The organism is Bradyrhizobium sp. SZCCT0231, assembly GCF_018130245.1.
Lineage (GTDB): Bacteria > Pseudomonadota > Alphaproteobacteria > Rhizobiales > Xanthobacteraceae > Bradyrhizobium > Bradyrhizobium japonicum_F.
In genome coordinates this window covers 57,501-78,991 of record NZ_JAFCKP010000016.1, presented here as the reverse complement: position 1 = coordinate 78,991, position 21,491 = coordinate 57,501, and the positions used below count along the sequence as shown (strand labels likewise).

Genomic DNA, 21,491 nt, shown 5'->3' with positions numbered 1-21,491 from the left:
CATATGGTGGGCACGCTACGCTTTGCCCACCCTACGAGAGCCGAGGCACGGAGAGACATCACCGCCCCTTGGTCGGGATCTTGTTAAATGGCACGTCCTTGTCAACGCGAATGTCGCCCGGCAAGCCCAGCACGCGCTCGGCGATGATGTTGCGCAGGATCTCGTCGGTGCCGCCGGCGATGCGCATCGAGGGCGAGGACAGCAGCATCTGTTGGAACTGGCCCTGCACCGTCTCCTCGTCGTTGCCTGTGAGAACACCGGCCGCGCCCTGCAGGTCCATGGCGTAGGTCGCGATATCCTGGAGCATCATGCCCGAGACCAGCTTGCCGATCGAATTCTCCGGGCCCGGCCGCTCGCCCTTCGACAGCGCCGAGATCGTGCGGTAGCTGGTGTATTTCAGCCCGCTCGACTTCGCCGCCCAGCTCGCAAGCTTCGAGCGCACGGCGGGATCGTCGATGGCGAGCCCGTCCTCCAGCATCAGATTGGAGCAGAACTCGAACATCTCAGGCACGCCGGTCGCGAGCCGCGCGCCGATCGACATGCGCTCGTTCATCAGCGTGGTCAGCGACACACTCCAGCCCTCGCCGACGGCCCCCAACCGCTGGCTGTCGGGAATCACGACGTCGGTGAAATAGACCTCGTTGAACTCCTGCATGCCGTTGGCCTGCTTGATCGGCCGCACCTCGACGCCGGGGCTCTTCATGTCCAGGAAGAACATGGTGAGGCCCTTGTGCTTCGGCACGTTCGGATCGGTGCGCGCGATCAGGAGGCCGTAGTCGGAGTAATGCGCGCCCGAGGTCCAGATCTTCTGGCCATTGACGACCCAATCGTCACCCTTCTTCTCCGCGCGCGTGCGCAGGCCTGCGACGTCCGAGCCGGCTGATGGCTCGGAGAACAGCTGGCACCAGATCTCCTCGCCCGATGCGAGCTTGGGCAAATAGCGGCGCTTGGCCTCCTCGCTGCCGAAGGCCATCACGGTCGGTCCGCACATGCCCTCGCCAATCTGGAACGGCTGCGTCAGCTTGCCGTAGACGCCCTCCTCCTGCTGCCAGATCACGCGCTCGATCGGCGTCGCGCCGCGGCCGCCATATTCCCTAGGCCAGTGCAGACAGGACCAGTTGCCCGCGAACTTCTTCTTCTGCCAGGCCTTGCCGACATCGACGATGTCGTGGTGAGCGAGCCGGATGCGGCCGAGCGAGGATTTCGACAGCTCGGCATGCAGCTCCTTCGGCGCGTTGGCCTCGATCCATTTGCGCGCGGTCTCGCGGAACGCGGCTTCCTGCGGGGTGTCGTCGAAATTCATGGCAGACCTCTCAATCCTTGCGCGGTGCGTAGGGTGGGCAAAGCGAAGCGTGCCCACCACCTTCCCTCGTTCTCGACAGAATTGGCGGGCACGGCGCGTACCGCGCCTTTGCCCACCCTACGATTTCAGCCTCTTCCCTTCGTCGGGATCTTGTTGAACGGCACGTCCTTGTCGACACGGATGTCGCCGGGCAGGCCCAGCACCCGCTCGGCGATGATGTTGCGCATGATCTCGTCGGTGCCGCCCTCGACGCGGGTGCCGGGCGCGCGCAGCAGCATGGCCTGGAAACGGCCGGCCAGCTCGCCATCCTCGCCGCTGATCACACCGCTCGCACCCTGCAAGTCCAGTGCATAGGTCGCGACATCCTGGATCATCGAGCCCGCGACCAGCTTGCCGATCGAATTCTCCGGCCCCGGCCGTTCGCCCTTCGACAACGCCGAGATCGCGCGCATGCTGGTGTATTTCAGCCCGCTCGCCTTCACCGCCCAGTTCGCGAGCTTCGAGCGCACCGCGCGATCCTCGATCGCAGGCCCATCATCGAGCATCAGGCTGGAGCAATATTCGAACAGCTCCGGAAAGCCGGTCGAGACGCCGGCACCGATCGCACTGCGCTCGTTCATCAGCGTGGTCAGCGAGACGTTCCAGCCGTCGCCGACCTCGCCGAGGCGCTGATGATCGGGAATGCGGACGTTGGTGAAATAGACCTCGTTGAAGTCGGAGGCGCCACTTGCCTGCTTGATCGGCCGCACCTCGACTCCGGGGCTCTTCATGTCCAGGAAAAACATGGTGAGGCCCTTGTGCTTGGGCACGGTCGGATCGGTGCGCGTCAAGAGGATGCCATAGTCGGAATAATGCGCGCCCGAGGTCCAGATCTTCTGACCGTTGATGATCCAGTCGTCGCCGTCCTTCTCGGCGCGCGTGCGCAGGCCCGCGACGTCCGAGCCGCCGGCGGGCTCGGAGAACAGCTGACACCACACCTTCGCGCCGGAGGCGAGCGGCGGCAGATAGGTCCGCTTATGCTCTTCGCGCGCGAACGCCATCATGGTCGGCCCGCACATGCCGTGGCCGATGATGAACATGCGGGACAGCTGGCCGAACGGCCCCTCTTCCTGCTGCCAGATCACGCGCTCGATCGGCGATGAGCCGCGGCCGCCATATTCCTTCGGCCAGTGCAGGCAGGCCCAGCCGGCGTCGGCCTTCTTCTTCTGCCAGGCTTTTGCGACCTCCAGAATGTTGGCGTTCTTGAGCTGCGTGCGGCCGAGCGAGGATTTGCGCAGTTCCTCCTCGTACTGCTTCGGCGCGTTCGCGCTGATCCAGGCGCGGGCGGTGGCGCGGAACTCGGCTTCCTGCGGGGTGTCGTCGAAGTTCATCGTCTTCTCTCTCGGTTCGCTCCCCGGACGCTGCGCAGCGCCGTTAGCGCGTTTACGCGCGTCTTAGACGCGCTATGGCGGTGCGCTGCAGAGCCGGGGTCCATTGCGGCCCCTGGGTCCCGGCTCTGCGGCGCTCCGCGCCGCGTCCGGGACACGAGCGACGGTTACGCCGCGTTCTTCTTCCGCATGCGATCGATCAGTTGATCCTCCCAATAGGACAGGCTGCCAAGCCCCAGCGCCATCGCGTTGGCGCGGCGATAGTACATGTGGCAGTCGAACTCCCAGGTGAAACCCATGCCGCCGTGAACCTGGATGTTGTTCTTGGCGCAGTGCTGGAACGCCTGTGTCGCGCTGATGCGCGCGGCGGCCGCGGCTTCCGGCAGCTCGGCCGCATTGGTCGAGAGCGCCCAGGCGCCGTAATAGCTGTTGGAGCGCGCCAGCGTCGCCGACACATACATGTCGGCGAGCATGTGCTTGACCGCCTGGAACGAGCCGATCTGCCGGCCGAAGGCAATGCGGTCGAGCGCGTAGTCACGGCCCATCTCTAAGGCGCGGTCAGCACCGCCGACCTGCTCGAACGCGCACAGCACCGCTGCCCGGTCGAGCACCTGGGTGAGGATGCTCCAGCCTTCGCCGGCCGCTCCCAGCGGCTCGGCCTTGCAATCGCTGAAGATGATCTCGGCCTGCCCGCGGGTCGGGTCGAGATTGGTGAGGCTCTTGACCTCGACGCCGCCGGCCTTGAGGTCAACCAGGAACAGCGAGATGTCGTTCTCGCGCCCGCTCGATCCCGTACGCGCGGCAACCACCGCGAAATCGGCGATCCCGCCATCGGCGACCGGCTTCTTGACGCCATTGAGCACGCCGTTCGCTGCGGTGAGCTTGAGGTTCTTCGGCGCAGGGTTGCCCTTGCCCTCGAACAGCGCGAGCGTGCCGATCGCCTCGCCCGCGGCGATCGCCGGCAACCATCTCTTCTTCTGCGCGTCGCTGCCCGCGATCAGCAGCGCTTCGGCGGCAAGGTACACGGTCGAGGAGAACGGCACCGGCGCATTGGCCCGGCCCATCTCCTCCGCGATCACGCAAAGCTCGAGATGGCCGGCACCGGCGCCGCCGAACTCCTCGGGAATCGCAACGCCGAGAAAGCCCATCTCGGCGAGGCCCTTCCACAGCTCCTTGTCATAGGCCGCCTTGCCGTCGAGCACGACGCGCACCGCCTTGGGCGGGCACTTTTCCGCGAGGAACTTGCGCGCCTGGTCGCGGAGCTGCTTTTGATCGTCGGAGAAATCGAAGTTCATGGCGGGCTACCTTTTTCTTGCTGTCATTCCGGGGCGCGACGAAGTCGCGAGCCCGGAATCCATTTCGCCACACGTTTGCGGCCCGATGGATTCCGGGTTCGCGCTACGCGCGCCCCGGAATGACGATTGGAGAGAGTATTCACTCATCGCAGCACGATCACATCCTGATCCGGCTTATCCGCATAAAGCCGCTCCACCAGCGCGGCGCGGCGGTCCAGGCCGGCGCGCTGGTTGATGTAGCCCTTGTCGGTGAGCTCGTTGCCGTCGATCGAGGGCGGCTCGACCATCAGCATGGCGCGCGCGATGATGCGGCTGCTGGCGCCTTCGCATTCCCGGTTGTGAGCCTCCAGCCCGCGCCGAAAGCAGGCAATCACCTCCGGATGCTTCACCGCATCCGTAAAGCTCAAATCGGGATTGCCGACGAGCTGGCGGCAGGCGTGCAAATTGGGCCAGGCCAAGAGGCCGATGAAGGCGCGATCCTGCCCTGCGACCAACGCGTCGTGCACCACTGGCGTGGCGGCCGCGATCGCATCGGTCCGCAGCGAGCCGACATGCACAAAGGTGCCCGTGGTGAGCTTGAAGTCTTCAACCACGCGGCCGGCGAAGATGATGCCTTGCACCGGGTCGGAGTCGTCGACGAAGATGCCGGCATCGCCGATGCAGTAAAAGCCTTCCTCGTCGAACATCTTCTGCGTCAGCTCCGGCTGGCCGAAATAGCCGGGCGTGACGTTGACGCCGCGCAGGCGCAGCTCGTATTTCGAGCCGCACGGCACCATCTTCAACTCGACGCCGGGGAACGGCAAGCCGATCAGGCCGACGCGCTCGGTGTCCCAATAGGTGCCGGTCGAGGTCGGCGCGGTCTCGGTCGAGCCCCAGCCGGTGTAGAACACGATGCGCTCACCGGTGGTCTTCACCGCCAGTGCTTGCATCCGCTCGTAGAGATCGTCCGGCAGCCGCGCGCCGCCATAGGCCATGATCGACAGGTTCCTGAAGAAGGAGCGGCACAGCGCGTCGTCCTTCTCCATCGCGGCCGCAAGTGCGGCATAGCCGGCGGGAACGTTGGCGTAGTAGGTCGGCGAGATCTCGTGCAGATTTCGCAGCGTCTCCTCGAACTGGCCCGGCATCGGCCTTCCGTCATCGATATAGAGCGTGCCGCCATCGACCAGGATGGGGTGGAACGCGGCGTTGCCGCCCATGGTGTGATTCCAGGGCATCCAATCCAGCATGGTCGAGATCGGACCGCTCGGATCGCGCGGCCGCACCTGCATCATCATCGCCGCATTGGCGCACATCATCGCTTGCGTATTGATGACGGCCTTTGGCATGCCGGTCGAGCCCGACGTGAACAGCAGCTTGCCGACAGTCTGCGGCGTAATCTCCGCGATCGACGCATCGACCTCAGGCCTCACAGGCGTCGCGGCGAGTTCGGCAAAGCTGACGCTCTTGATGCCGTCGCAGGGCCGCGCGACGTGAACCACGGTGACATCGCTGAGGTCGAGCGCTTTCAGCGCCTTCTCGAAGGTCGGGCCGTCCTGCACCATCACCACGGCCGGCTTGATCAGGTCGAACAAATATTTCAGCTTGACGTGATCGTGGCTCATCAGCGAGTAGGCCGGCGACACTGGAGCTGCCGGGACCCGCGCCTGCATCGCTGCCTGCGTCATCAGCGCATGCTCGATCGAATTGCCGGAGAGGATCGTGACCGGCCGTCCCTCGAGCTTGAGGTTCAGCAGTCCTTGCGTCAACGCGTCCACCGTGCGCTTGGCTTCGCCATAAGACACCTTGCGCCATTCGCGGTTCGGACCGCCGCGCTGCGCCAGCCAAATGCGCTCGGGTGCTTCCTTCGCCCATTTCGCCAGCGAGGCCGGGATGTGCTTCTCGTGGGGCTGCAGCGGAATGCGCGACTTCAGCACCACCGTGCCGTCGCCGCGGCGCTCGACGTCGATGTCGCGCTTGAGCCACTGGACCTTGCGAAAGGCGGGCTTCGTCATCACCGCCGCCGCGCTTCCACTCATTTTGCGTCTCCCGGAATTACTGTCCTTTGCGGATCTTCGTCGTTCAGCGCTTGATATAGACAGGCTTTCGCTTCTCAAGGAAGGCCCTGATGCCTTCCGAAAATTCCTCGGAGCGGCTGCACAGGACCTGGTTGCGATCCTCCATCGCGATCACAGCTTCCAGCGATCCGGCATCGACGCTCATGTTGAGGCATTCCTTGGACAGCCGCAGCCCCACGGGCGAGGCCGTCATCATCGCCTCGACATAGGGCTCGGCCGCCGCGTCGAGCTTGTCCTCGTCCACGACCTCCGAGACGAGCCCGACCGCCAGCGCGCGCTCGGCGCCGATGAAGCGCCCGGTGAGGACCAGCTCGGATGCGACGGAGACGCCGACGAGGCGCGGCAGGAAATAGCTGGTGCCGATGTCGCAGCCGCCGAGGCCGAGCTTGATGAAGGCGCAGTTCATTCGCGCCGACTTGGCGGCAATGCGGATGTCGGAGGCCAGCGCCAGCGCAAAGCCGCCACCGGCCGCCGCACCTTGCACCAGCGCAAGGATCGGCTGCGGACAACGCCGCATCAGCATCACGATGTCGGCGATGCGGCGTTGCGAGTCGAGCGACTCCGTAACGCCGGGCGGCTCCTGCTGCCCCGCGCGACGCGCCATTGCCGCCTTGAGGTCGAGGCCCGCGCAGAAATTCTTGCCGGCCCCCCTGAGCACGACGACGCGGGTGTCGCGGTTGCGCTGCAGGCCTTGGAAATAGGTATTGAGCGCATCGATCAGCACAGGATCGAGCGCATTGAGGCTGTCAGGACGATTGAGCGTCACCCGGTCGACGCCGTCGTTGTGCTCGATCAGCAGCGGTTGGGACATGAGAGCCTCGCACTTTCGTGTGACACGGGGACCGTCTCCCACCCTCCCCTGGAGGGGGAGGGTCGGCTCACAATGCGCGCAGCGAAATGTGAGACGGGGTGGGGTGAAGGTCTCTCCGCGACCAACACTGCCCGAGTGGAGAGATCACCCCACCCCGCTCGCGCTTCGCGCGATCGACCCTCCCCCTCCAGGGGAGGGTAAGAAGAGAGCAGCTGCTACCGCGGCGCCATGCGGATGGCGCCATCGAGACGGATGGTCTCGCCGTTCAGCATCGGGTTCTCGACGATGTGCACCGCGAGCATGCCGTACTCGTTGGCATCACCGAGACGAGAAGGATGCGGCACCTGGGCACCCAGGCTCTTGCGGGCCTCTTCGTTCAGGCCCATCAGCAGCGGCGTGAAGAACAGGCCGGGCGCGATGGTGTTGACGCGGATCTTCTGGCTGGCGAGATCGCGCGCAGCCGGAAGCGTGAGGCCGACGACGCCACCCTTCGAGGCCGAATAGGCGATCTGGCCGATCTGGCCTTCGTAAGCGGCAACCGAGGCGGTGTTGATGATGACGCCGCGCTCTTCGCCGACGGGCGCGATGGTGACGAGGCGCTCGGCGAACAGCCGCAGGCAGTTGAACGTGCCGATCAGGTTGACGTTGATGATGCGCGCGAACTTTTCGAGCGGGTAGACGCCATCGCGGCCGACGATGCGCTGCGAGCCACCGATGCCGGCGCAGTTCATCAGCACGCGCGCGACGCCGTGCGTAGCTTCCGCCTTGGCGATCGCCGCCTTGATCTGCTCTTCGCTGGTGACGTCGGCATGGAGCGCCACCCCCTTCACCTCGGCCGCGACCTTCTCGGCATTCTCCTTGTTCTGGTCGATCACGCCGATCCTGGCGCCCTTGGCCGCCATGGCGCGGGCGGTGGCTTCACCGAGACCCGAACCACCACCGGTGATGAGAACGGCTACGTCTTTCAACTGCATCGCGTGTACCTTTCCTTGGGCGTTTCTTCTCTAGATTTGAGAGGTTCAGCCGGATCATCCGGCCGCGGCGGCTTCCTCGGCTTGCGTGAGGATGCCGCCGCAGATCAGCGTTTCCATGTGTTTGATGTATTGCCGGCAGACGTCGTCGGTGACCGGGCCGACGCCGGTCGCGCGGGACATCGCGTGCCGGCCGAAGAACAGGTGATCGCAGGCGCCGATCAGGCTGGTGTAGAACAGCACCGGGTCGGTCTGGCGGAATTCGCCGCGGCTGACGCCTTCGGCCAGCAGGCGGCGGTGGAAGTCCAATAGCGGCGCGACGAAGAATTTCGAGACTTCATCGGCGGAACTCGCGCTGGTCTCGTGTAGCAGATAGTGGATCAGTCGGTTCATGTACGGGAACCGGTGATAGGCGCGGATGATGCCGGCGATATGCAGTTTCAGCTTCGCCGTCGATGTGATCGGCTGCGCCAGCAGATATTCGAGGTTGGACATCTCGGTCGCAGCATCGCGCGCGAGCAACGCCAGCAACAGGCCGTCCTTGTTGCCGAAGTGATATTTGACCAGCGCGGCGTTGGCGCCCGACTTCTGCGCAATATCGGACAGCGAGATATCGATCGAGGAGCGTTCGATCATCAGCTCGCTGGCGGCCACCAGCAATTTCTCTGCCGTGGAATTTCTCCCGCCGGGGAGCCTGTTCGGAACGCTGGTCGCCACGGAGATCCCTGTTTGGCCGCTGGAAGCGGGGCGCAGATAAGCCCAAGCAGCGCCTCATCACAAGAGTTAATTGATCGATTGACTAAACGATGTCCCACCCCTTAAATCCGCCCCCGACAACCCAATTCAGAACAGTCATGGGAGAGACCGAAATGGCCGAGGCTTACATCGTCGCCGCTGCGCGTACCGCCGGCGGGCGCAAGGGGGGCCGCCTCGCCGGCTGGCATCCGGCCGATCTCGCCGCGAAGGTGCTGGACGAGCTGGTCGATCGGACCAAGGTCGATCCGGCCCAGGTCGAGGACGTGATCATGGGCTGCGTGATGCAGGTCGGCGAGCAGTCCAACAACGTCGCGCGCAACGCGGTGATGGCGTCAAAGCTGCCGGAGAGCGTGCCGGGCACCTCGATCGACCGCCAGTGCGGCTCCTCGCAGCAGGCGCTGCACTTCGCCGCGCAAGCCGTGATGTCGGGCGCGATGGACGTGGTGATCGCGGCGGGCGTGGAATCCATGACGCGCGTGCCGATGGGCCTGTCGTCACAGTTGCCGGCCAAGAACGGCTTCGGCAACTACAAGAGCCCGGGCATCGAGAAGAAGTATCCGAACATCGTGTTCAGCCAGTTCACCGGCGCGGAGATGATGGCGGAGCGGTACGGCCTCTCCAAGGCTGAGCTCGACGAATTCTCCTACAACAGCCATCAGCGTGCGATTGCAGCAACGCAAGCCGGGCACTTCAAGAAGGAGATCGTGCCGCTCGAGATCACCCGCGCCGACGGCAGCAAGGACACCCATCACATCGACGAGGGCATCCGCTTCGACGTCAGCCTCGACGGCATCAAGAGCGTCAAGCTGATCGCCGAGAACGGCAAGCTCTCCGCAGCCAGCGCCAGCCAGATCTGCGACGGCGCCTCCGGCGTGATGGTCGTGAACGAGCGCGGCCTGAAGCAACTCGGCGTCAAGCCGCTCGCGCGCGTCCACCACATGACCATGACCGGCGGCGATCCCGTGATCATGCTGGACGCCCCGCTGCACGCCACCAAGCGCGCGCTCGAGAAGGCCGGCATGAAGATCGGCGACATCGACCTGTTCGAGGTCAACGAGGCCTTCGCCTCGGTGCCGACCGCCTGGCTGAAGGCCACCGGCGCCGATCCGGAGCGTCTCAACGTCAACGGCGGCGCCATCGCGCTCGGCCATCCCCTCGGCGGCTCCGGCACCAAGCTGATGACCACGCTGATCCATGCCCTGCACCAGCGCGGCAAGCGCTATGGCCTGCAGACCATGTGCGAAGGCGGCGGCATGGCGAATGTGACGATCGTGGAGCGACTGTAAGAAGAAACAAAAGCGAGTAGTGAGTGGCGAGTAGCGAATGGTGAGCAGGCGAAGAGCGGTTTGCCCTTCTTCCCTATTCGCCACTCGCTACTCGCCATTCGCGTTTTGAGGAAACGCCATGACCCACCCCTCCATCCACGCAAAGATGACGCCCGACAAGATCGCCTACCAGATGGCCGGGACCGGCAAGGCGATCACCTATCGCGAGCTCGACGAGCTCTCGAACCAGGGCGCGCATCTCTTCCGATCGCTCGGCCTGAAGGCCGGCGACCACATCGCGCTCTTGATGGAGAACCGCCTCGCCTTCATGGAGATCTGCTGGGCCGCGCAGCGCAGCGGGCTCTATTACACCGCGATCAGCCGCTATCTGAAGCAGGACGAGATCGACTACATCATCAAGGATTGCGGCGCCAAGGTCGTCATCACCACGCCGAAATGCGCCGACCAGATCAAGGCCCTGATCACGGGCACGGCAGGCGAGCCGATCTTCTACATGATGGACGAGCCGCTGCCCGGCTTCCGTTCCTTCGACAAGGAAGCGGGCGCGCAGCCGACCACGCCGATCGCCGATGAGGTCGCCGGCTACGACATGCTGTATTCGTCGGGCACCACCGGCCGGCCCAAGGGCATCAAGAAGGCCTTCGAGGGGAACAGGATCGACGTGCCGAACGCCTTCCTGCGCGTGCTCTGCGCCGACATGTGCGGCATGAACGCGGAGAGCACTTATCTCTCGCCAGCGCCGCTCTATCACGCGGCGCCCCTGCGCTTCAACATGATGGCGATCGTGCTCGGCGGCACCTCCATCATCATGGAGCATTTTGACGCCGAGGAATTCTTGAAGCTGGTCGAGAAATACGAGGTGACGCAGTCGCAGCTGGTGCCGACCATGTTCGTGCGCATGCTGAAGCTGCCGGACGAGGTCCGAACCAAGTACGACGTCTCCACGCTGAAGGGGGCGATCCACGCCGCCGCGCCCTGCCCGGTCGACGTCAAGGCGAAGATGATCGAATGGTGGGGTCCGATCCTGATCGAGTACTACGCCGGCTCGGAAGGCAACGGCGTCACCGTCTGCAACTCGCAGCAATGGCTGGAGCATCGCGGCAGCGTCGGCCGCGCCGTGGTCGGCAAGATCAAGATTCTCGACGAGAACGACGAGGAGCAGCCGGTTGGCGAGATCGGCACCGTCTATTTTGCCGATGCGCCCGCGTTCACCTATCACAATGACCCCGAAAAGACGAAGAAGGCCTACAACGCCAAGGGCTGGTCGACGCTCGGTGATGTCGGCTATCTCGACAAGGACGGCTTCCTCTATCTCACCGACCGCAAGTCCTACATGATCATCTCCGGCGGCGTGAACATCTACCCGCAGGAGACCGAGGACGTGCTGATCACCCACCCCGACGTCGCCGACGTCGCCGTGTTCGGCGTGCCGAACGAGGAGATGGGCGAGGAAGTGAAGGCCGTGGTGCAGCCGCACGACACGACGCGCGCCGGCAAGGCGCTGGAGGCCGATCTGATCGCCTACTGCAAGAGCCGCCTCTCCGCGATCAAATGCCCGCGCTCGATCGACTTCGAAGCCGAGCTGCCGCGCACGCCCACGGGCAAGCTGGTGAAGCGGCATCTGCGCGACAAATATTGGCCGAAGACCGCGGCGAAGATTTGAGGCGCTCTTACCCTCCCCTGGAGGGTGAAGCGGAGATCAGTCAAACAGGTTCGGCGTGTGGTTCACCAGCGCGCCTTCGATCTCGAGCATCTTCAGCTTCGTCACCACGCCACCATTGGCCGAGAAGCCGCCGGGCTTGTTGCCGGCAGCTAGCACGCGATGGCAGGGCACCACGATCGGGCACGGGTTGCGGCCGAGCGCCTGGCCGACGTCGCGCGACAGCTGGACGCCGCCGAGCTGCTTGGCGATGTCGCCATAGGTGATGGTCTTGCCCGGCGGGATGGTGCGGGCGATATCGTAGACGCCGCGGTTGAATTCGGGAACACCGTCGAGGTCGAGCGGGATGTCGGTGAGGTCATCCGGCTCGCCTGCGAGCAGTTTTGTGATGCGGTCGATCGCCTGCTGCACCTCGGCGGTCGGCTCGGCTTCGGTGGCGTCCGCATGGCGCTGGCTGATGCGGGTGCGGATCTTCCGCTCTCCGCCCATCGGCAATTGCGTGCCGTTGATGCCGCGTGGGCCCCAGGCGATGGCGCACAGGCCGATCCGGGTGTCGAACAGGGCAAAATGCTGGTCGGTCATGGCTAGGTTCCTGGCTTGCTTCCGGTGCAGGCCCCCACTTTGATTTCCTGGCAAATCTAGGCTTGGAAATAGTTGCGATCCACCCGGTTTCCGGGAATCTTGCACAGGAGTTCCGATTCCTCGCGAGCCCTGAATGCAAAGCCTCCACGTCAACGGATACGACATGCCCTATCTCGACGTGGGCGAAGACAAAGGCCGCGCGCCGCTGGTCTGCGTGCATGGATCGCTGAATGACTTCCGCGTCTGGGGCTGCGTGCTCGGGCCGCTGACGCAGCGGCACCGGGTGATTGCCGTTAGCCTGCGGCACTTCTTCCCGGAGCGCTGGGACGGCCTCGGTGACACCTATTCGATCGCCCAGCATGTCGAGGACGTCATTGCCTTCATCGACAAGCTCGATCTCGGGCCGGTCGATCTGATGGGTCATTCCCGCGGCGGGCATATCTGCTTCCGCGTGGCGCAGCGGCGGCCGGACCTGCTCCGGCGGCTGATCCTGGCCGAGCCCGGCGGCGAGCTCGATGCGAGCCTTGATCCGGATTACGTCGGCGGCCCCTCGCCGCTGCTGGCGCGCTTCACGGCTTCCGCAGAGAAGATCGCAGCCGGCGATGTCGACGGCGGCCTCGGCGTCTTCGTCGACACGCTGGAGGGTGCCGGCACCTGGCCGCGATTGCCGGCGATGGTGAAGCAGAATCTGCGAGACAATGCCTCTACGCTGATCGGTCAGGTCCGCGACGACCGCCCACCGTTCTCGAAGGCGGATGCGGAGTCCATCAAGATGCCGACGTTGTTCATCCTGGGCGCGCGGACCAAGGGCCTGCTGCCGAAGGTGCTGCATGCACTGGCCACACATGTGCCCTACTCCAAGACGGCAATCATCCCGAACGCGACGCATCCGATGTTCGAGCAGGCGCCGCAGAAATTCTCCGAAGTGGTGCTGGATTTCTTAGCAAGTTGATTCTTTGCGAGCTGACCAATGCAGATCTTCCACGTCAACGGTTACGACATGGCCTATCTCGAGGTGGGAAGCGGCCCGCCGCTGGTCTGCGTGCATGGCACGCTCGGGGATTTCCGTACCTGGTATTCGGTGCTGGGACCACTGTCGAAGGCGCATCGGGTGATCTCGGTCAGCCTGCGGCACTTCTTCCCCGAGCATTGGGATGCCGTCGGCGACGACTACAAGATGGCCCAACATGTCGCCGACACGATCGCCTTCATCGAGCAGGTCAAGCCCGGCCCCGTCGACCTGATGGGCCATTCGCGCGGCGGCCACATCGCCTTTCGCGTGGCGCAGGCGCGGCCTGATCTGTTGCGAAAACTGGTGCTGGCCGAGCCCGGCGGCGATCTCGACGCATCCCTGCCTGTGCCAGAAGGCACGCCCGCGCATGCGTCGCTGGCGACCCGCACCGCGCGCTCGGTCGAGATGATCCGCGCCGGCGACCACGAGGGCGCGCTGCGGAACTTCTATGAAGGCATCGAGGGCGACGGCTCCTGGCGGCGCGTGCCTGCTGCGGCCAAGCAGCAACTCCGCGACAACGCGCTCACCTTCCTCGGCCAGATCAACGAGCAGCGCAGGCCCTACACGCTCGGCGATGCGCAGGCGATCGGGACACCGACGCTGCTGATCGGCGGCGGCGCGACCACCGGCAGCCTGTCGGTGATGTGGCGCGTGCTGGCCGCCCACATCGCGGGCGCCCAGACGGCGGTGATCGCCAACGCCGGCCACTGGATGTTCGAGCAGGCGCCGCTCGAGTTCGGCGAGGTGGTGAGCAGGTTTCTGGCGAAGTAACTCACACCTTCCAAACGCCGACCGGCATCTTGATCGTCGCGTTCAGCCGGTTCCACACGTTGATCGTCGCAATGGCGAGGATCAGGGTTGCGAGCTCGCGCTCGTCGAAATGCTTGTCGGCCTCGTTCCAGACCGCGTCCGGCACCGGGTCTTCGCGATCGGCGAGGCGCGTGACCGCCTCGGTCAAGGCCAGCGCGGCGCGCTCGGCGTCGGTGAAATAGGGCACATCGCGCCAGGCGGACACGGCGAACAGGCGCTCGTCGGTCTCGCCCAGCTTGCGCGCGACCTTGGGATGCATATCGACGCAGACGCTGCAGCCATTGATCTGGCTGGCGCGCAGGTGCACCAGTTCCAGGAGCTTTTCCGGCAGGCCCTGCTTTGTCAGGTTGCCGAGGGACTGAAGGACATTCATGGCCTCGGGCAGCACCATGACGGGGTGATTCATGCGGGCGTGCATCATTTTCGTCTCCATCTGCCGAATTTCGAAGGTTCCGGTCACATCGGCCGGATTGGCTTCGTCATGGGCATGACGGATCGCGACGAGGGAATGTGACCGATGACCGAACAAAATTTTCTGACCGAACAGTTCGAGGCGAGCAGGGACCATTTGCGCGCGGTCGCCTATCGGATGCTGGGGTCCCGTGCCGAGGTCGACGATGCCGTGCAGGAGGCGTGGCTGCGGGTCAGCCGCTACGACATGTCAGACGTCGCGAATTTGCGCGGCTGGCTCACCACCGTGGTCGCGCGCATCTGCCTCGACATGCTGCGCGCGCGGAAATCGCGCAAGGAAGAGCCGATCGGTCCGCACGTGCCGGAGCCGGTCGACGAGACGCGGGAGCGCGAGGCGGAGATGGCAGACTCCGTCGGCGCGGCGCTGCTGGTCGTGCTGGAGACGTTGCAGCCGGCGGAGCGGCTCGCCTTCGTCCTGCACGACATGTTTGCGGTGCCCTTCGAGGAGATCGCGCCGATCGTCGGCCGCTCCGTCGATGCCTCGCGGCAGCTGGCGAGCCGCGCCCGGCGGCGCGTGCAGGGCGCACCGGTGCCCGAGACGGATCTGTCGCATCAACGCAGGATCGTCGATGCGTTTCTCAAAGCGTCGCGCGAAGGCGATTTCGAAGGGCTGCTCGCGGTGCTCGATCCCGACGTCGTATTCCGCGCCGACCAGGCCGCGGTGCGGCTCGGCTCGCTGCCCGAGATCCGCGGCGCCGACGCCGTCGCGCAGAGCTTCAAGGGTCGCGCCCAAGCCGCTCGCACGGCGCTGGTCGATGGCGAGCTGGGCGTTGCCGTCGTGCTCGGCGGACAGCTGCGCATTGCGCTGCGCGTGACATTCGAGGGCGAGCGGATCGCGGCAATCGAGGCGGTGGCCGATGCGGAGCGGATCGCGGTGCTCGATTTGGAGGTGCTGGAGGGTTGACGCGGATACCCCATCTTGACGAAAACAACCCCATGCAAAGTAGACGGGCATAGCGATATCAATGGCTTAGCTGACCCCTCCAGAGCCGCTGGAGCGAGGTCTCCAAGTCTGCCTTGACGCCCCGCCCCCCTCACAGTACCTTCGAATACGGAATTCCGTATTCCGTCCCAGGAGCTGCCGGCGTGATCCCTCTCGACCCGCTCCCGAACCTGATCGACCAGGTCTATGAACGGATCCTGGAGGCCATCTCCGACCGCACGCTGCGGCCCGGCCAGCGCATCCGGCAGAACGAACTCGCCGACAGGCTCGGCGTGTCGCGCCAGCCGGTGTCGCATGCGCTGCACCTGTTGCACCGGCAAGGTCTGGTCGCCGAAAGCGGCCGCCGGGGCTTCGAGGTCACCCAGCTCGATCCCGCCCGCATCCGCCAGCTCTACGAGGTGCGCGGCGCCATCGACGCGCTGGCGGCCCGGCTCGCCGCAGCGCGCGCCGGCACCGATGCGGCCGGACGCGCGCGCCTCGACGCGGCGCTTGCCGCCGGACGCCGCAGCGACCGCAACACGACGCTGGCCGAGCTCATCGTGCTCGATGTCGACTTTCACCGCGCGATCTATCAGCTCGCCGGCAATCCCGTGATCGAGGAGACGATGGCGCCGCAATGGCCGCATATGCGCCGCTCGATGGCCACGGTGCTGTCGGAGCTCGATTATCGCGACAGCGCCTGGGCCGAGCATGCCGATATTGCCGGATACATTTTCGCTGGGAATGCGAGCGCCGCCGAGCGCGCGGCGCTGGCGCATGCGCAGACGGCGGGACGAATGACCGAGGAGAGATTGCGGGCAACGGACGCGGCGGCGGCGTAGCGACAAACGCCGTCATTCCGGGGCGACGCGTAAGCGTCGAGCCCGGAATCCATCAGGCGGCAAGCGCTGAGGAGAAATGGATTCCGGGCTCGCGCTGCGCGCGCCCCGGAATGACAAAAACAACACAAGGAGGACGACCCATGAAACTGTCCCAGGAGCAATTGGAATTCTTCCACCGCGAGGGCTGGCTGTTCCTGCCCGAACTGTTCAGCCCGGAGGAGGTCGATTTGCTCGCGCGCGAGGCGATCGGCATCTACGACGCCAACCGGCCGGAGGTCTGGCGCGAGAAGAGCGGCGCGCCGCGCACGGCGTTTGCCGCGCATCTCTACAACGAGGCGTTCCGCATTCTCGGCGCGCATCCGCGCATGATCGAGCCGGTCGAGCAGGTGTTCGGCGAGCCCGTGTACATGCACCAGTTCAAGATCAATGCGAAATCGGCCTTCACCGGCGACGTCTGGCAGTGGCACCAGGACTACGGCACCTGGAAGCGCGACGACGGCATGCCGGAGCCGCGCGCGATGAACATCGCGATCTTCCTCGACGAGGTGATGCCGATCAACGGCCCGTTGATGCTGGTGCCGCGCAGCCAGAATGCCGGCGATCTCGAAGCCTCGCATGACCTCGCCACCACCTCCTATCCGCTGTGGACGCTGGACGAGGACACCGTGACGCGCCTCGTCAAGCAGGGCGGCATCGTGGCGCCCACCGGCAAGCCCGGCGGCATGCTGATGTTCCACGGCAATCTCGTGCACGGATCGAGCGGCAACATCACGCCCTACCCGCGCAAGATCGTGTACCTGACGCTGAACGCGGTCTCGAACTATATCCGCACACCGACGCGGCCGGACTACATCGCGCATCGCGATTTCACGCCGATCAGGACGGTGGACGACGACGCGCTGCTGCGGCTTGCCCGTGCGCCGCGGCAAGCGGCGGAATAGAATGCTCTCGTGCCCCGGACGCAGCGCAGCGCTTCTTCAGCGGTGCGCTGCTGAGCCGGGGCCCACGCCGCCCCGAATTCCCTCGCACTGGGTCCCGGCTCTGCGGAGCAGCGCTGAAGAAGCGCTGCACCGCGTCCGGGACACGAGACTTATCGGATGACAACATGAACCTCTTCCGCCTCCTGCAAGCCCGCGCATCCGCCGGCAAGCCCGTCCGTGTCGCGCTGATCGGCGCGGGCAAATTCGGCTCGATGTTTTTGGCGCAGGTGCCGCACACGCCGGGGCTGGAGGTGCCAATCATCGTCGACATCGACCGCGACCGCGCGCGCGAGGCCTGCCGCACCGTCGGCTGGGATCCGGCGCGCATCGCGGCGACCACGTTCACCGATGACGGTGCGCGCGCCATTGCCGGCGGCGCGATGGATGTGGTGGTGGAGGCGACCGGCAATCCCGCCGTCGGCATCAGACATGCGCGCGCGGCGATTGCGGCGGGCAAGCATATCGTGATGGTGAATGTCGAGGCCGACGTGCTGGCGGGCCCCCTGCTTGCGGAGGAAGCGCGCAAGGCCGGCGTGGTCTATTCGCTCGCCTATGGCGACCAGCCGGCGCTGACCGCCGAGATGGTCGACTGGGCGCGGGCCACCGGCTTTCGCGTCGTCGCCGCCGGCAAGGGGACAAAGTACCTGCCGGCCTATCACGACGTGACGCCTGACGGTGTCTGGCAGCATTACGGCCTGACCGCGGGCGAGGCGCAGTCGGCCGGCATGAATCCGCAGATGTTCAACTCCTTCCTCGACGGCACCAAATCGGCGATCGAGATGGCCGCGATCGCCAATGCCTGCAGCCTCGACGTGCCCGCGGACGGCCTGCTGTTTCCGCCCTGCGGCGTCGACGACCTGCCGCACATCATGCGGCCGCGCTCGCGCGGCGGCGTGCTGGAGCGGTCCGGCGTCGTCGAGGTCGTCTCCTCGATCGAGCGCGACGGCCGGCCGGTGTTTCGCGACCTGCGCTGGGGCGTCTACGTCGTGCTGGAGGCGCCGAATGACTACGCCGCCGATTGCTTCAGGCAATACGGCCTGAAGACCGACGCCAGCGGACGCTTCGCCGCCATGTACAAGCCGTATCATCTGATCGGGCTCGAGCTGAACATCTCGGTGCTGTCGGCCGCGCTGCGGGGCGAGCCCACCGGGCAAGCCATCGGCTTCCGTGGCGATGTCGCAGCAGTGGCCAAGCGAAATCTGCGCGCCGGGGAGATGCTCGACGGCGAAGGCGGCTATACGGTGTGGGGCAAGCTGGTACCGGCGGCTGCGAGCCTCAAGGCCGGCGCCCTGCCGATCGGGCTCGCACATCGCGTGAAGCTGAAACATGACGTCGCCCATGGCGCGGTGGTGCGCTGGAGCGATGTCGAATTCGACCCGGCCAACGAAACGATGAAGACGCGCAAGGCCATGGAAGCCGCGTTCGCAGCGCAGCATTGACGGCTTTGACAGCCGCACAACCAAAGTGCGCTTGATTTGCAGGCCCCCTTTGGTCATCCTGACCGCGATCCGGGAATACTGAATTTCGGACACCAAGAAACGTCGGCCACCGGCGAAGACCAAAGCGGCGACAAGACCGCGATCCATCGTCGAGGACACGACATCACAGGAGGAAATGCATGGAACGTCGTAAATTCCTGACGGCAGGCGGATTGGGCCTGGCCGCAACTGCTGTTGCCGCGCCGGCCGTCGCACAATCGATGCCCGAGGTGAAATGGCGGCTGGCGGCGAGTTGGCCGAAGTCACTCGATACGCTCTATGGCGGCTGCGAGTATTTCTGCAAGCGAGTCGCCGAGATCACGGACAACCGCTTTCAGATCCAGCCGTTTGCCGCCGGCGAGATCGTGCCGGGCCTGCAAGTGCTCGACGCAGTCTCGAACGGCACCGTCGAGATGGGCAACACTGCGCTCTACTACTATTGGGGCAAGAACCCGGCGTTCACCTTCGGCACGTCGCTGCCGTTCGGTCTCAACACGCGCCAGCACATCTCCTGGCTGTTGTGGAATGGCGGTCAGGACATGCTCAACGGTCTGTTGAAGGAGCACAATGCGATCGGCGTTCCTACGGGTTCGACCGGCGCCCAGATGGGCGGATGGTTTCGCAAAGAGATCAAGACCGTCGATGATCTCAAGGGCCTGAAATTCCGCGTCGGCGGCTTCGCCGGCACCATCGTCTCGAAGCTCGGTGGCGTGCCGCAGCAGATCGCGGCGGGCGACATCTATCCGGCGCTGGAGAAGGGGACGATCGACGCGGCGGAGTGGGTCGGGCCATATGACGACGAGAAGCTCGGCTTCGTGAAGGTGGCGAAGTACTATTACTATCCGGGCTGGTGGGAAGGGACCGGCCAAGGCCACAACATCATGAATCTGGAGAAATGGAACGCGTTGCCGAAACACTATCAGGCGGCGATCTCGACGGCATCGCTCGATACCTTCACCTGGGTGACCGGCAAGTACGACTCGGTCAATCCACCCGCCCTCAAGCGGCTGCTCGCTGCCGGCGCGATCCTCAAGCCCTTCCCGCAGGAGGTGCTCGAAGCCTGCTACGGCGCAGCCAACGAGATTTACGCCGATCTCGCCAAGAGCAACCCGCATTTCAGCAAGATGTATGCGAGCCTCACCGCTTTCCGCAGCGAGTCGCTCGCCTGGATGCAGGTGGCCGAGCTCAGCTTCGACACCTTCATGATGCGGATGCGGACGAGGACGTAGCTGCATCGCGCTGCGAGCCGCAAAACGACGAAAGCCCCGGAGCTGGCTCCGGGGCTTTTTTGTTTGGCGACGAACGGGCCGCGCCGGAAGTGTCATCGCCCGGCTTCGACCGGGCGATCCAGGATTCCAGAGGCGGTCATGAAAGTGCTCGCTCTCACCGCATCCGCCGCGGCGTACTGGATGGCCCGCTTTCGCGGAGCATCACAGCGGGGGTTGTGGCATGCGGTGCGTCATCCTCAGGCCGCGCCAAGCATCGCGCTTTGCGAAGACGCAGCAACATCCTCAATTCTCATCATCCCCGAGCGCTGCAACGAGCTTGTCGTAATACTTGGCGACGAGATCGATGTTGCCCTTGTTCTCGACCTGGAGCGCCGGCGTCTTCAGCGCCTGGTTGAGCTCGTCGAGGGCTTCTTTCTTGTCCTTCGCCGGCATCTTCTTGTCGGCCTGGATCTGCGCGATCTGCGCCTTGATCACCGCTTCGGGGCCGACATATTTCTTGGTCCCAGGATCGAAGCCACCGATGACGAGGCTGATGTTGTCGATGACGTTGCTGTAATCGTCATAGCCGGCAAAGCCGTGTTTCTTTGCAACCTCCTCGAGCTGCGCGATGACCTTCTGATCGGGCGCGGTGTTCTCGGGGAGCTTTTCGGTGATCGCATCCACGTCCTTCTGGGCGGCGAGTACACCGTCGAGCTGCTTGTCGGTCAGCACAATCTGCTTGAGCGCGGGAGCCTGCTGCTGCGCCGGCGCGGCCTGCTGAGCAGGTGCGGGCTGCTGCTTGGCTTGCGCGAAAGCGGCACCGGAGGAAGCAAGCGATGCTGCGCACACAAGGCACGCGACGCCGAACGCGGACAGGGCGGGACGAAGCAATGCTGGCATGGGAGTCTCCTCCTGAAGGGGATGGTTGGTTTTGGCGCTGGAAGATGTCGGCGGTGGAAGGTCTCGACATCCGGGAAACTGGGGAACCGGACATGAACTCCGAATGAACTGACCCCATCGCTAACGAGCAATCGTGGCTGAATGATCACAATCCGGTGGTGGATCGCCGGCATGTGGCGATCGAGAAATCCATTGAATTCCGTCGCGAGTGCACCTTAAGATAGAGGCGTGGATCGCCGGCACATGACCGGCATCTACAGCCCGCAAGGGATCGGGGCGAGCGAGACTAGCTCGTCCCTTCAGAGCTGGAGCTGGTGGTTCTAACCCGCCAGCTCCACGGGAATAGAGCATGCTTGTTAGCGTCTATTATCCGTTTGCGGACGAGAGAGCTCTGTTTCCGAGCCGATCTGCGCTCGTACAGAGCCGCTTCTCCAAGCTTGACGAACCGCATCGGTTCTATCGCAATCTGGGTGATATCATCGACCGGCCGAGCGGCGGTTTTCTCGGCTGGATCGGAGAGAGCAGCCTCTGTGCGGTGCGCTCCATTGATATCGAGCTCAAAAGATCCGGCGACAAAAAGCAGCGGATTGCTTTCAAGAGGATGTTCTTCGACGGGCTGCTTGGTGGCTATTTCAGCATCGGGATCAGCCTGGACGGGCCTGCAGTGGACCAGACCGCGGATGGTGCGGCGCTGGTCGGACTACTTTGTGACCTAGCGAATCTGTCACTGAAGAGTTCGCATCGTCCGTCTGATCCGACCAAATTAGCAGGTTACGGCAAGCT

Annotated in this window: 20 protein-coding genes (1 of these 20 only partly in view); 10 read left to right on the top strand and 10 right to left on the bottom strand. The window is 64.8% G+C overall.

Annotated elements, in window-relative coordinates; all coding sequences use genetic code 11:
* Positions 1 to 58 precede the first annotated feature (58 nt).
* The 7 genes from JQ566_RS27870 to JQ566_RS27840 all read right to left on the bottom strand — a co-directional run bounded on the left by JQ566_RS27870 (position 59) and on the right by JQ566_RS27840 (position 8,461).
* On the bottom strand, positions 59 to 1,303 hold the full coding sequence (locus tag JQ566_RS27870) for an acyl-CoA dehydrogenase (RefSeq protein WP_212378360.1): 1,245 nt from the start codon (positions 1,301 to 1,303) through the stop codon (positions 59 to 61).
* Between the two features lie 125 nt (positions 1,304 to 1,428).
* Entirely contained in the window at positions 1,429 to 2,673 is a 1,245-nt protein-coding gene (locus JQ566_RS27865; protein WP_212378358.1) for an acyl-CoA dehydrogenase, read from the bottom strand.
* Between the two features lie 164 nt (positions 2,674 to 2,837).
* Entirely contained in the window at positions 2,838 to 3,965 is a 1,128-nt protein-coding gene (locus JQ566_RS27860; RefSeq protein ID WP_212378356.1) for an acyl-CoA dehydrogenase family protein, read from the bottom strand.
* A gap of 143 nt (positions 3,966 to 4,108) precedes the next feature.
* Positions 4,109 to 5,980: an AMP-binding protein gene (locus JQ566_RS27855; protein ID WP_212378354.1), complete on the bottom strand. Its 1,872-nt coding sequence runs from the start codon at positions 5,978 to 5,980 to the stop codon at positions 4,109 to 4,111.
* 43 nt (positions 5,981 to 6,023) lie between these two features.
* Positions 6,024 to 6,830, bottom strand: a complete 807-nt coding sequence (locus JQ566_RS27850; RefSeq protein ID WP_212378352.1) for an enoyl-CoA hydratase/isomerase family protein — start codon at positions 6,828 to 6,830, stop codon at positions 6,024 to 6,026.
* Between the two features lie 215 nt (positions 6,831 to 7,045).
* Entirely contained in the window at positions 7,046 to 7,804 is a 759-nt protein-coding gene (locus JQ566_RS27845) for an SDR family NAD(P)-dependent oxidoreductase (protein ID WP_212378350.1), read from the bottom strand.
* Between the two features lie 54 nt (positions 7,805 to 7,858).
* Positions 7,859 to 8,461 carry a TetR family transcriptional regulator gene (locus JQ566_RS27840; RefSeq protein WP_249139851.1) on the bottom strand — a complete coding sequence of 201 codons (603 nt, stop codon included), beginning with the start codon at positions 8,459 to 8,461 and terminating at the stop codon, positions 7,859 to 7,861.
* A 209-nt stretch (positions 8,462 to 8,670) separates the two neighbouring features.
* Here JQ566_RS27840 and JQ566_RS27835 point away from each other — a divergent pair, with 209 nt between their 5' ends.
* Positions 8,671 to 9,843, top strand: coding sequence for an acetyl-CoA C-acetyltransferase (locus tag JQ566_RS27835; protein WP_212378345.1), 1,173 nt, complete (start codon positions 8,671 to 8,673; stop codon positions 9,841 to 9,843).
* A 118-nt stretch (positions 9,844 to 9,961) separates the two neighbouring features.
* Positions 9,962 to 11,506, top strand: coding sequence for an acyl-CoA synthetase (locus JQ566_RS27830; protein WP_212378343.1), 1,545 nt, complete (start codon positions 9,962 to 9,964; stop codon positions 11,504 to 11,506).
* Between the two features lie 36 nt (positions 11,507 to 11,542).
* On the opposite strand, the gene JQ566_RS27825 is transcribed toward JQ566_RS27830, so the two are convergent.
* Positions 11,543 to 12,085: a methylated-DNA--[protein]-cysteine S-methyltransferase gene (locus JQ566_RS27825; RefSeq protein ID WP_212378341.1), complete on the bottom strand. Its 543-nt coding sequence runs from the start codon at positions 12,083 to 12,085 to the stop codon at positions 11,543 to 11,545.
* A gap of 133 nt (positions 12,086 to 12,218) precedes the next feature.
* Between JQ566_RS27825 and JQ566_RS27820 the strand changes: the two genes are divergently transcribed.
* Positions 12,219 to 13,037, top strand: a complete 819-nt coding sequence (locus JQ566_RS27820; protein ID WP_212378339.1) for an alpha/beta fold hydrolase — start codon at positions 12,219 to 12,221, stop codon at positions 13,035 to 13,037.
* Positions 13,038 to 13,055: 18 nt separating this feature from the next.
* Positions 13,056 to 13,868, top strand: coding sequence for an alpha/beta fold hydrolase (locus tag JQ566_RS27815; protein WP_212378337.1), 813 nt, complete (start codon positions 13,056 to 13,058; stop codon positions 13,866 to 13,868).
* Between the two features lies 1 nt (position 13,869).
* Here JQ566_RS27815 and JQ566_RS27810 read toward each other — a convergent pair whose 3' ends face one another.
* Positions 13,870 to 14,325 carry a carboxymuconolactone decarboxylase family protein gene (locus JQ566_RS27810; protein ID WP_212378534.1) on the bottom strand — a complete coding sequence of 152 codons (456 nt, stop codon included), beginning with the start codon at positions 14,323 to 14,325 and terminating at the stop codon, positions 13,870 to 13,872.
* Positions 14,326 to 14,424: 99 nt separating this feature from the next.
* Between JQ566_RS27810 and JQ566_RS27805 the strand changes: the two genes are divergently transcribed.
* The 5 genes from JQ566_RS27805 to JQ566_RS27785 all read left to right on the top strand — a co-directional run bounded on the left by JQ566_RS27805 (position 14,425) and on the right by JQ566_RS27785 (position 19,829).
* Positions 14,425 to 15,282, top strand: a complete 858-nt coding sequence (locus JQ566_RS27805; RefSeq protein WP_212378335.1) for a sigma-70 family RNA polymerase sigma factor — start codon at positions 14,425 to 14,427, stop codon at positions 15,280 to 15,282.
* Between the two features lie 182 nt (positions 15,283 to 15,464).
* The gene (locus JQ566_RS27800; protein ID WP_212378333.1) at positions 15,465 to 16,142 is read left to right on the top strand and encodes a GntR family transcriptional regulator; all 678 of its coding nucleotides are present in this window, start codon (positions 15,465 to 15,467) and stop codon (positions 16,140 to 16,142) included.
* 140 nt (positions 16,143 to 16,282) lie between these two features.
* Complete coding sequence (locus JQ566_RS27795; RefSeq protein ID WP_212378331.1) at positions 16,283 to 17,083, top strand: phytanoyl-CoA dioxygenase family protein; 801 nt, start codon at positions 16,283 to 16,285, stop codon at positions 17,081 to 17,083.
* Between the two features lie 164 nt (positions 17,084 to 17,247).
* Entirely contained in the window at positions 17,248 to 18,561 is a 1,314-nt protein-coding gene (locus tag JQ566_RS27790) for an NAD(P)H-dependent oxidoreductase (protein WP_212378329.1), read from the top strand.
* Between the two features lie 179 nt (positions 18,562 to 18,740).
* Entirely contained in the window at positions 18,741 to 19,829 is a 1,089-nt protein-coding gene (locus JQ566_RS27785) for a TRAP transporter substrate-binding protein (RefSeq protein ID WP_212378327.1), read from the top strand.
* A gap of 282 nt (positions 19,830 to 20,111) precedes the next feature.
* On the opposite strand, the gene JQ566_RS27780 is transcribed toward JQ566_RS27785, so the two are convergent.
* Positions 20,112 to 20,708, bottom strand: coding sequence for a hypothetical protein (locus tag JQ566_RS27780; protein WP_212378326.1), 597 nt, complete (start codon positions 20,706 to 20,708; stop codon positions 20,112 to 20,114).
* Positions 20,709 to 21,057: 349 nt separating this feature from the next.
* Between JQ566_RS27780 and JQ566_RS27775 the strand changes: the two genes are divergently transcribed.
* A protein-coding gene (locus JQ566_RS27775; RefSeq protein ID WP_212378324.1) for a hypothetical protein crosses the window boundary here: on the top strand, positions 21,058 to 21,491 show its 5' portion. 1,177 nt of this gene lie beyond the right edge of the window; only the first 434 of its 1,611 coding nucleotides appear in the window; it begins with the start codon at positions 21,058 to 21,060; its stop codon lies off the right edge, out of view.

Excerpts from the sequence above, each read along its gene's own strand:
- JQ566_RS27780 (WP_212378326.1), bottom strand. The coding sequence starts at position 20,708 with ATGCCAGCATTGCTTCGTCCCGCCCTGTCCGCGTTCGGCGTCGCGTGC.
- JQ566_RS27855 (WP_212378354.1), bottom strand. The coding sequence starts at position 5,980 with ATGAGTGGAAGCGCGGCGGCGGTGATGACGAAGCCCGCCTTTCGCAAG.
- JQ566_RS27870 (WP_212378360.1), bottom strand. The coding sequence starts at position 1,303 with ATGAATTTCGACGACACCCCGCAGGAAGCCGCGTTCCGCGAGACCGCG.
- JQ566_RS27785 (WP_212378327.1), top strand. The coding sequence starts at position 18,741 with ATGGAACGTCGTAAATTCCTGACGGCAGGCGGATTGGGCCTGGCCGCA.
- JQ566_RS27790 (WP_212378329.1), top strand. The coding sequence starts at position 17,248 with ATGAACCTCTTCCGCCTCCTGCAAGCCCGCGCATCCGCCGGCAAGCCC.
- JQ566_RS27830 (WP_212378343.1), top strand. The coding sequence starts at position 9,962 with ATGACCCACCCCTCCATCCACGCAAAGATGACGCCCGACAAGATCGCC.
- JQ566_RS27860 (WP_212378356.1), bottom strand. The coding sequence starts at position 3,965 with ATGAACTTCGATTTCTCCGACGATCAAAAGCAGCTCCGCGACCAGGCG.
- JQ566_RS27865 (WP_212378358.1), bottom strand. The coding sequence starts at position 2,673 with ATGAACTTCGACGACACCCCGCAGGAAGCCGAGTTCCGCGCCACCGCC.
- JQ566_RS27795 (WP_212378331.1), top strand. The coding sequence starts at position 16,283 with ATGAAACTGTCCCAGGAGCAATTGGAATTCTTCCACCGCGAGGGCTGG.
- JQ566_RS27845 (WP_212378350.1), bottom strand. The coding sequence starts at position 7,804 with ATGCAGTTGAAAGACGTAGCCGTTCTCATCACCGGTGGTGGTTCGGGT.
- JQ566_RS27850 (WP_212378352.1), bottom strand. The coding sequence starts at position 6,830 with ATGTCCCAACCGCTGCTGATCGAGCACAACGACGGCGTCGACCGGGTG.
- JQ566_RS27810 (WP_212378534.1), bottom strand. The coding sequence starts at position 14,325 with ATGCACGCCCGCATGAATCACCCCGTCATGGTGCTGCCCGAGGCCATG.
- JQ566_RS27815 (WP_212378337.1), top strand. The coding sequence starts at position 13,056 with ATGCAGATCTTCCACGTCAACGGTTACGACATGGCCTATCTCGAGGTG.
- JQ566_RS27825 (WP_212378341.1), bottom strand. The coding sequence starts at position 12,085 with ATGACCGACCAGCATTTTGCCCTGTTCGACACCCGGATCGGCCTGTGC.
- JQ566_RS27820 (WP_212378339.1), top strand. The coding sequence starts at position 12,219 with ATGCAAAGCCTCCACGTCAACGGATACGACATGCCCTATCTCGACGTG.
- JQ566_RS27805 (WP_212378335.1), top strand. The coding sequence starts at position 14,425 with ATGACCGAACAAAATTTTCTGACCGAACAGTTCGAGGCGAGCAGGGAC.
- JQ566_RS27835 (WP_212378345.1), top strand. The coding sequence starts at position 8,671 with ATGGCCGAGGCTTACATCGTCGCCGCTGCGCGTACCGCCGGCGGGCGC.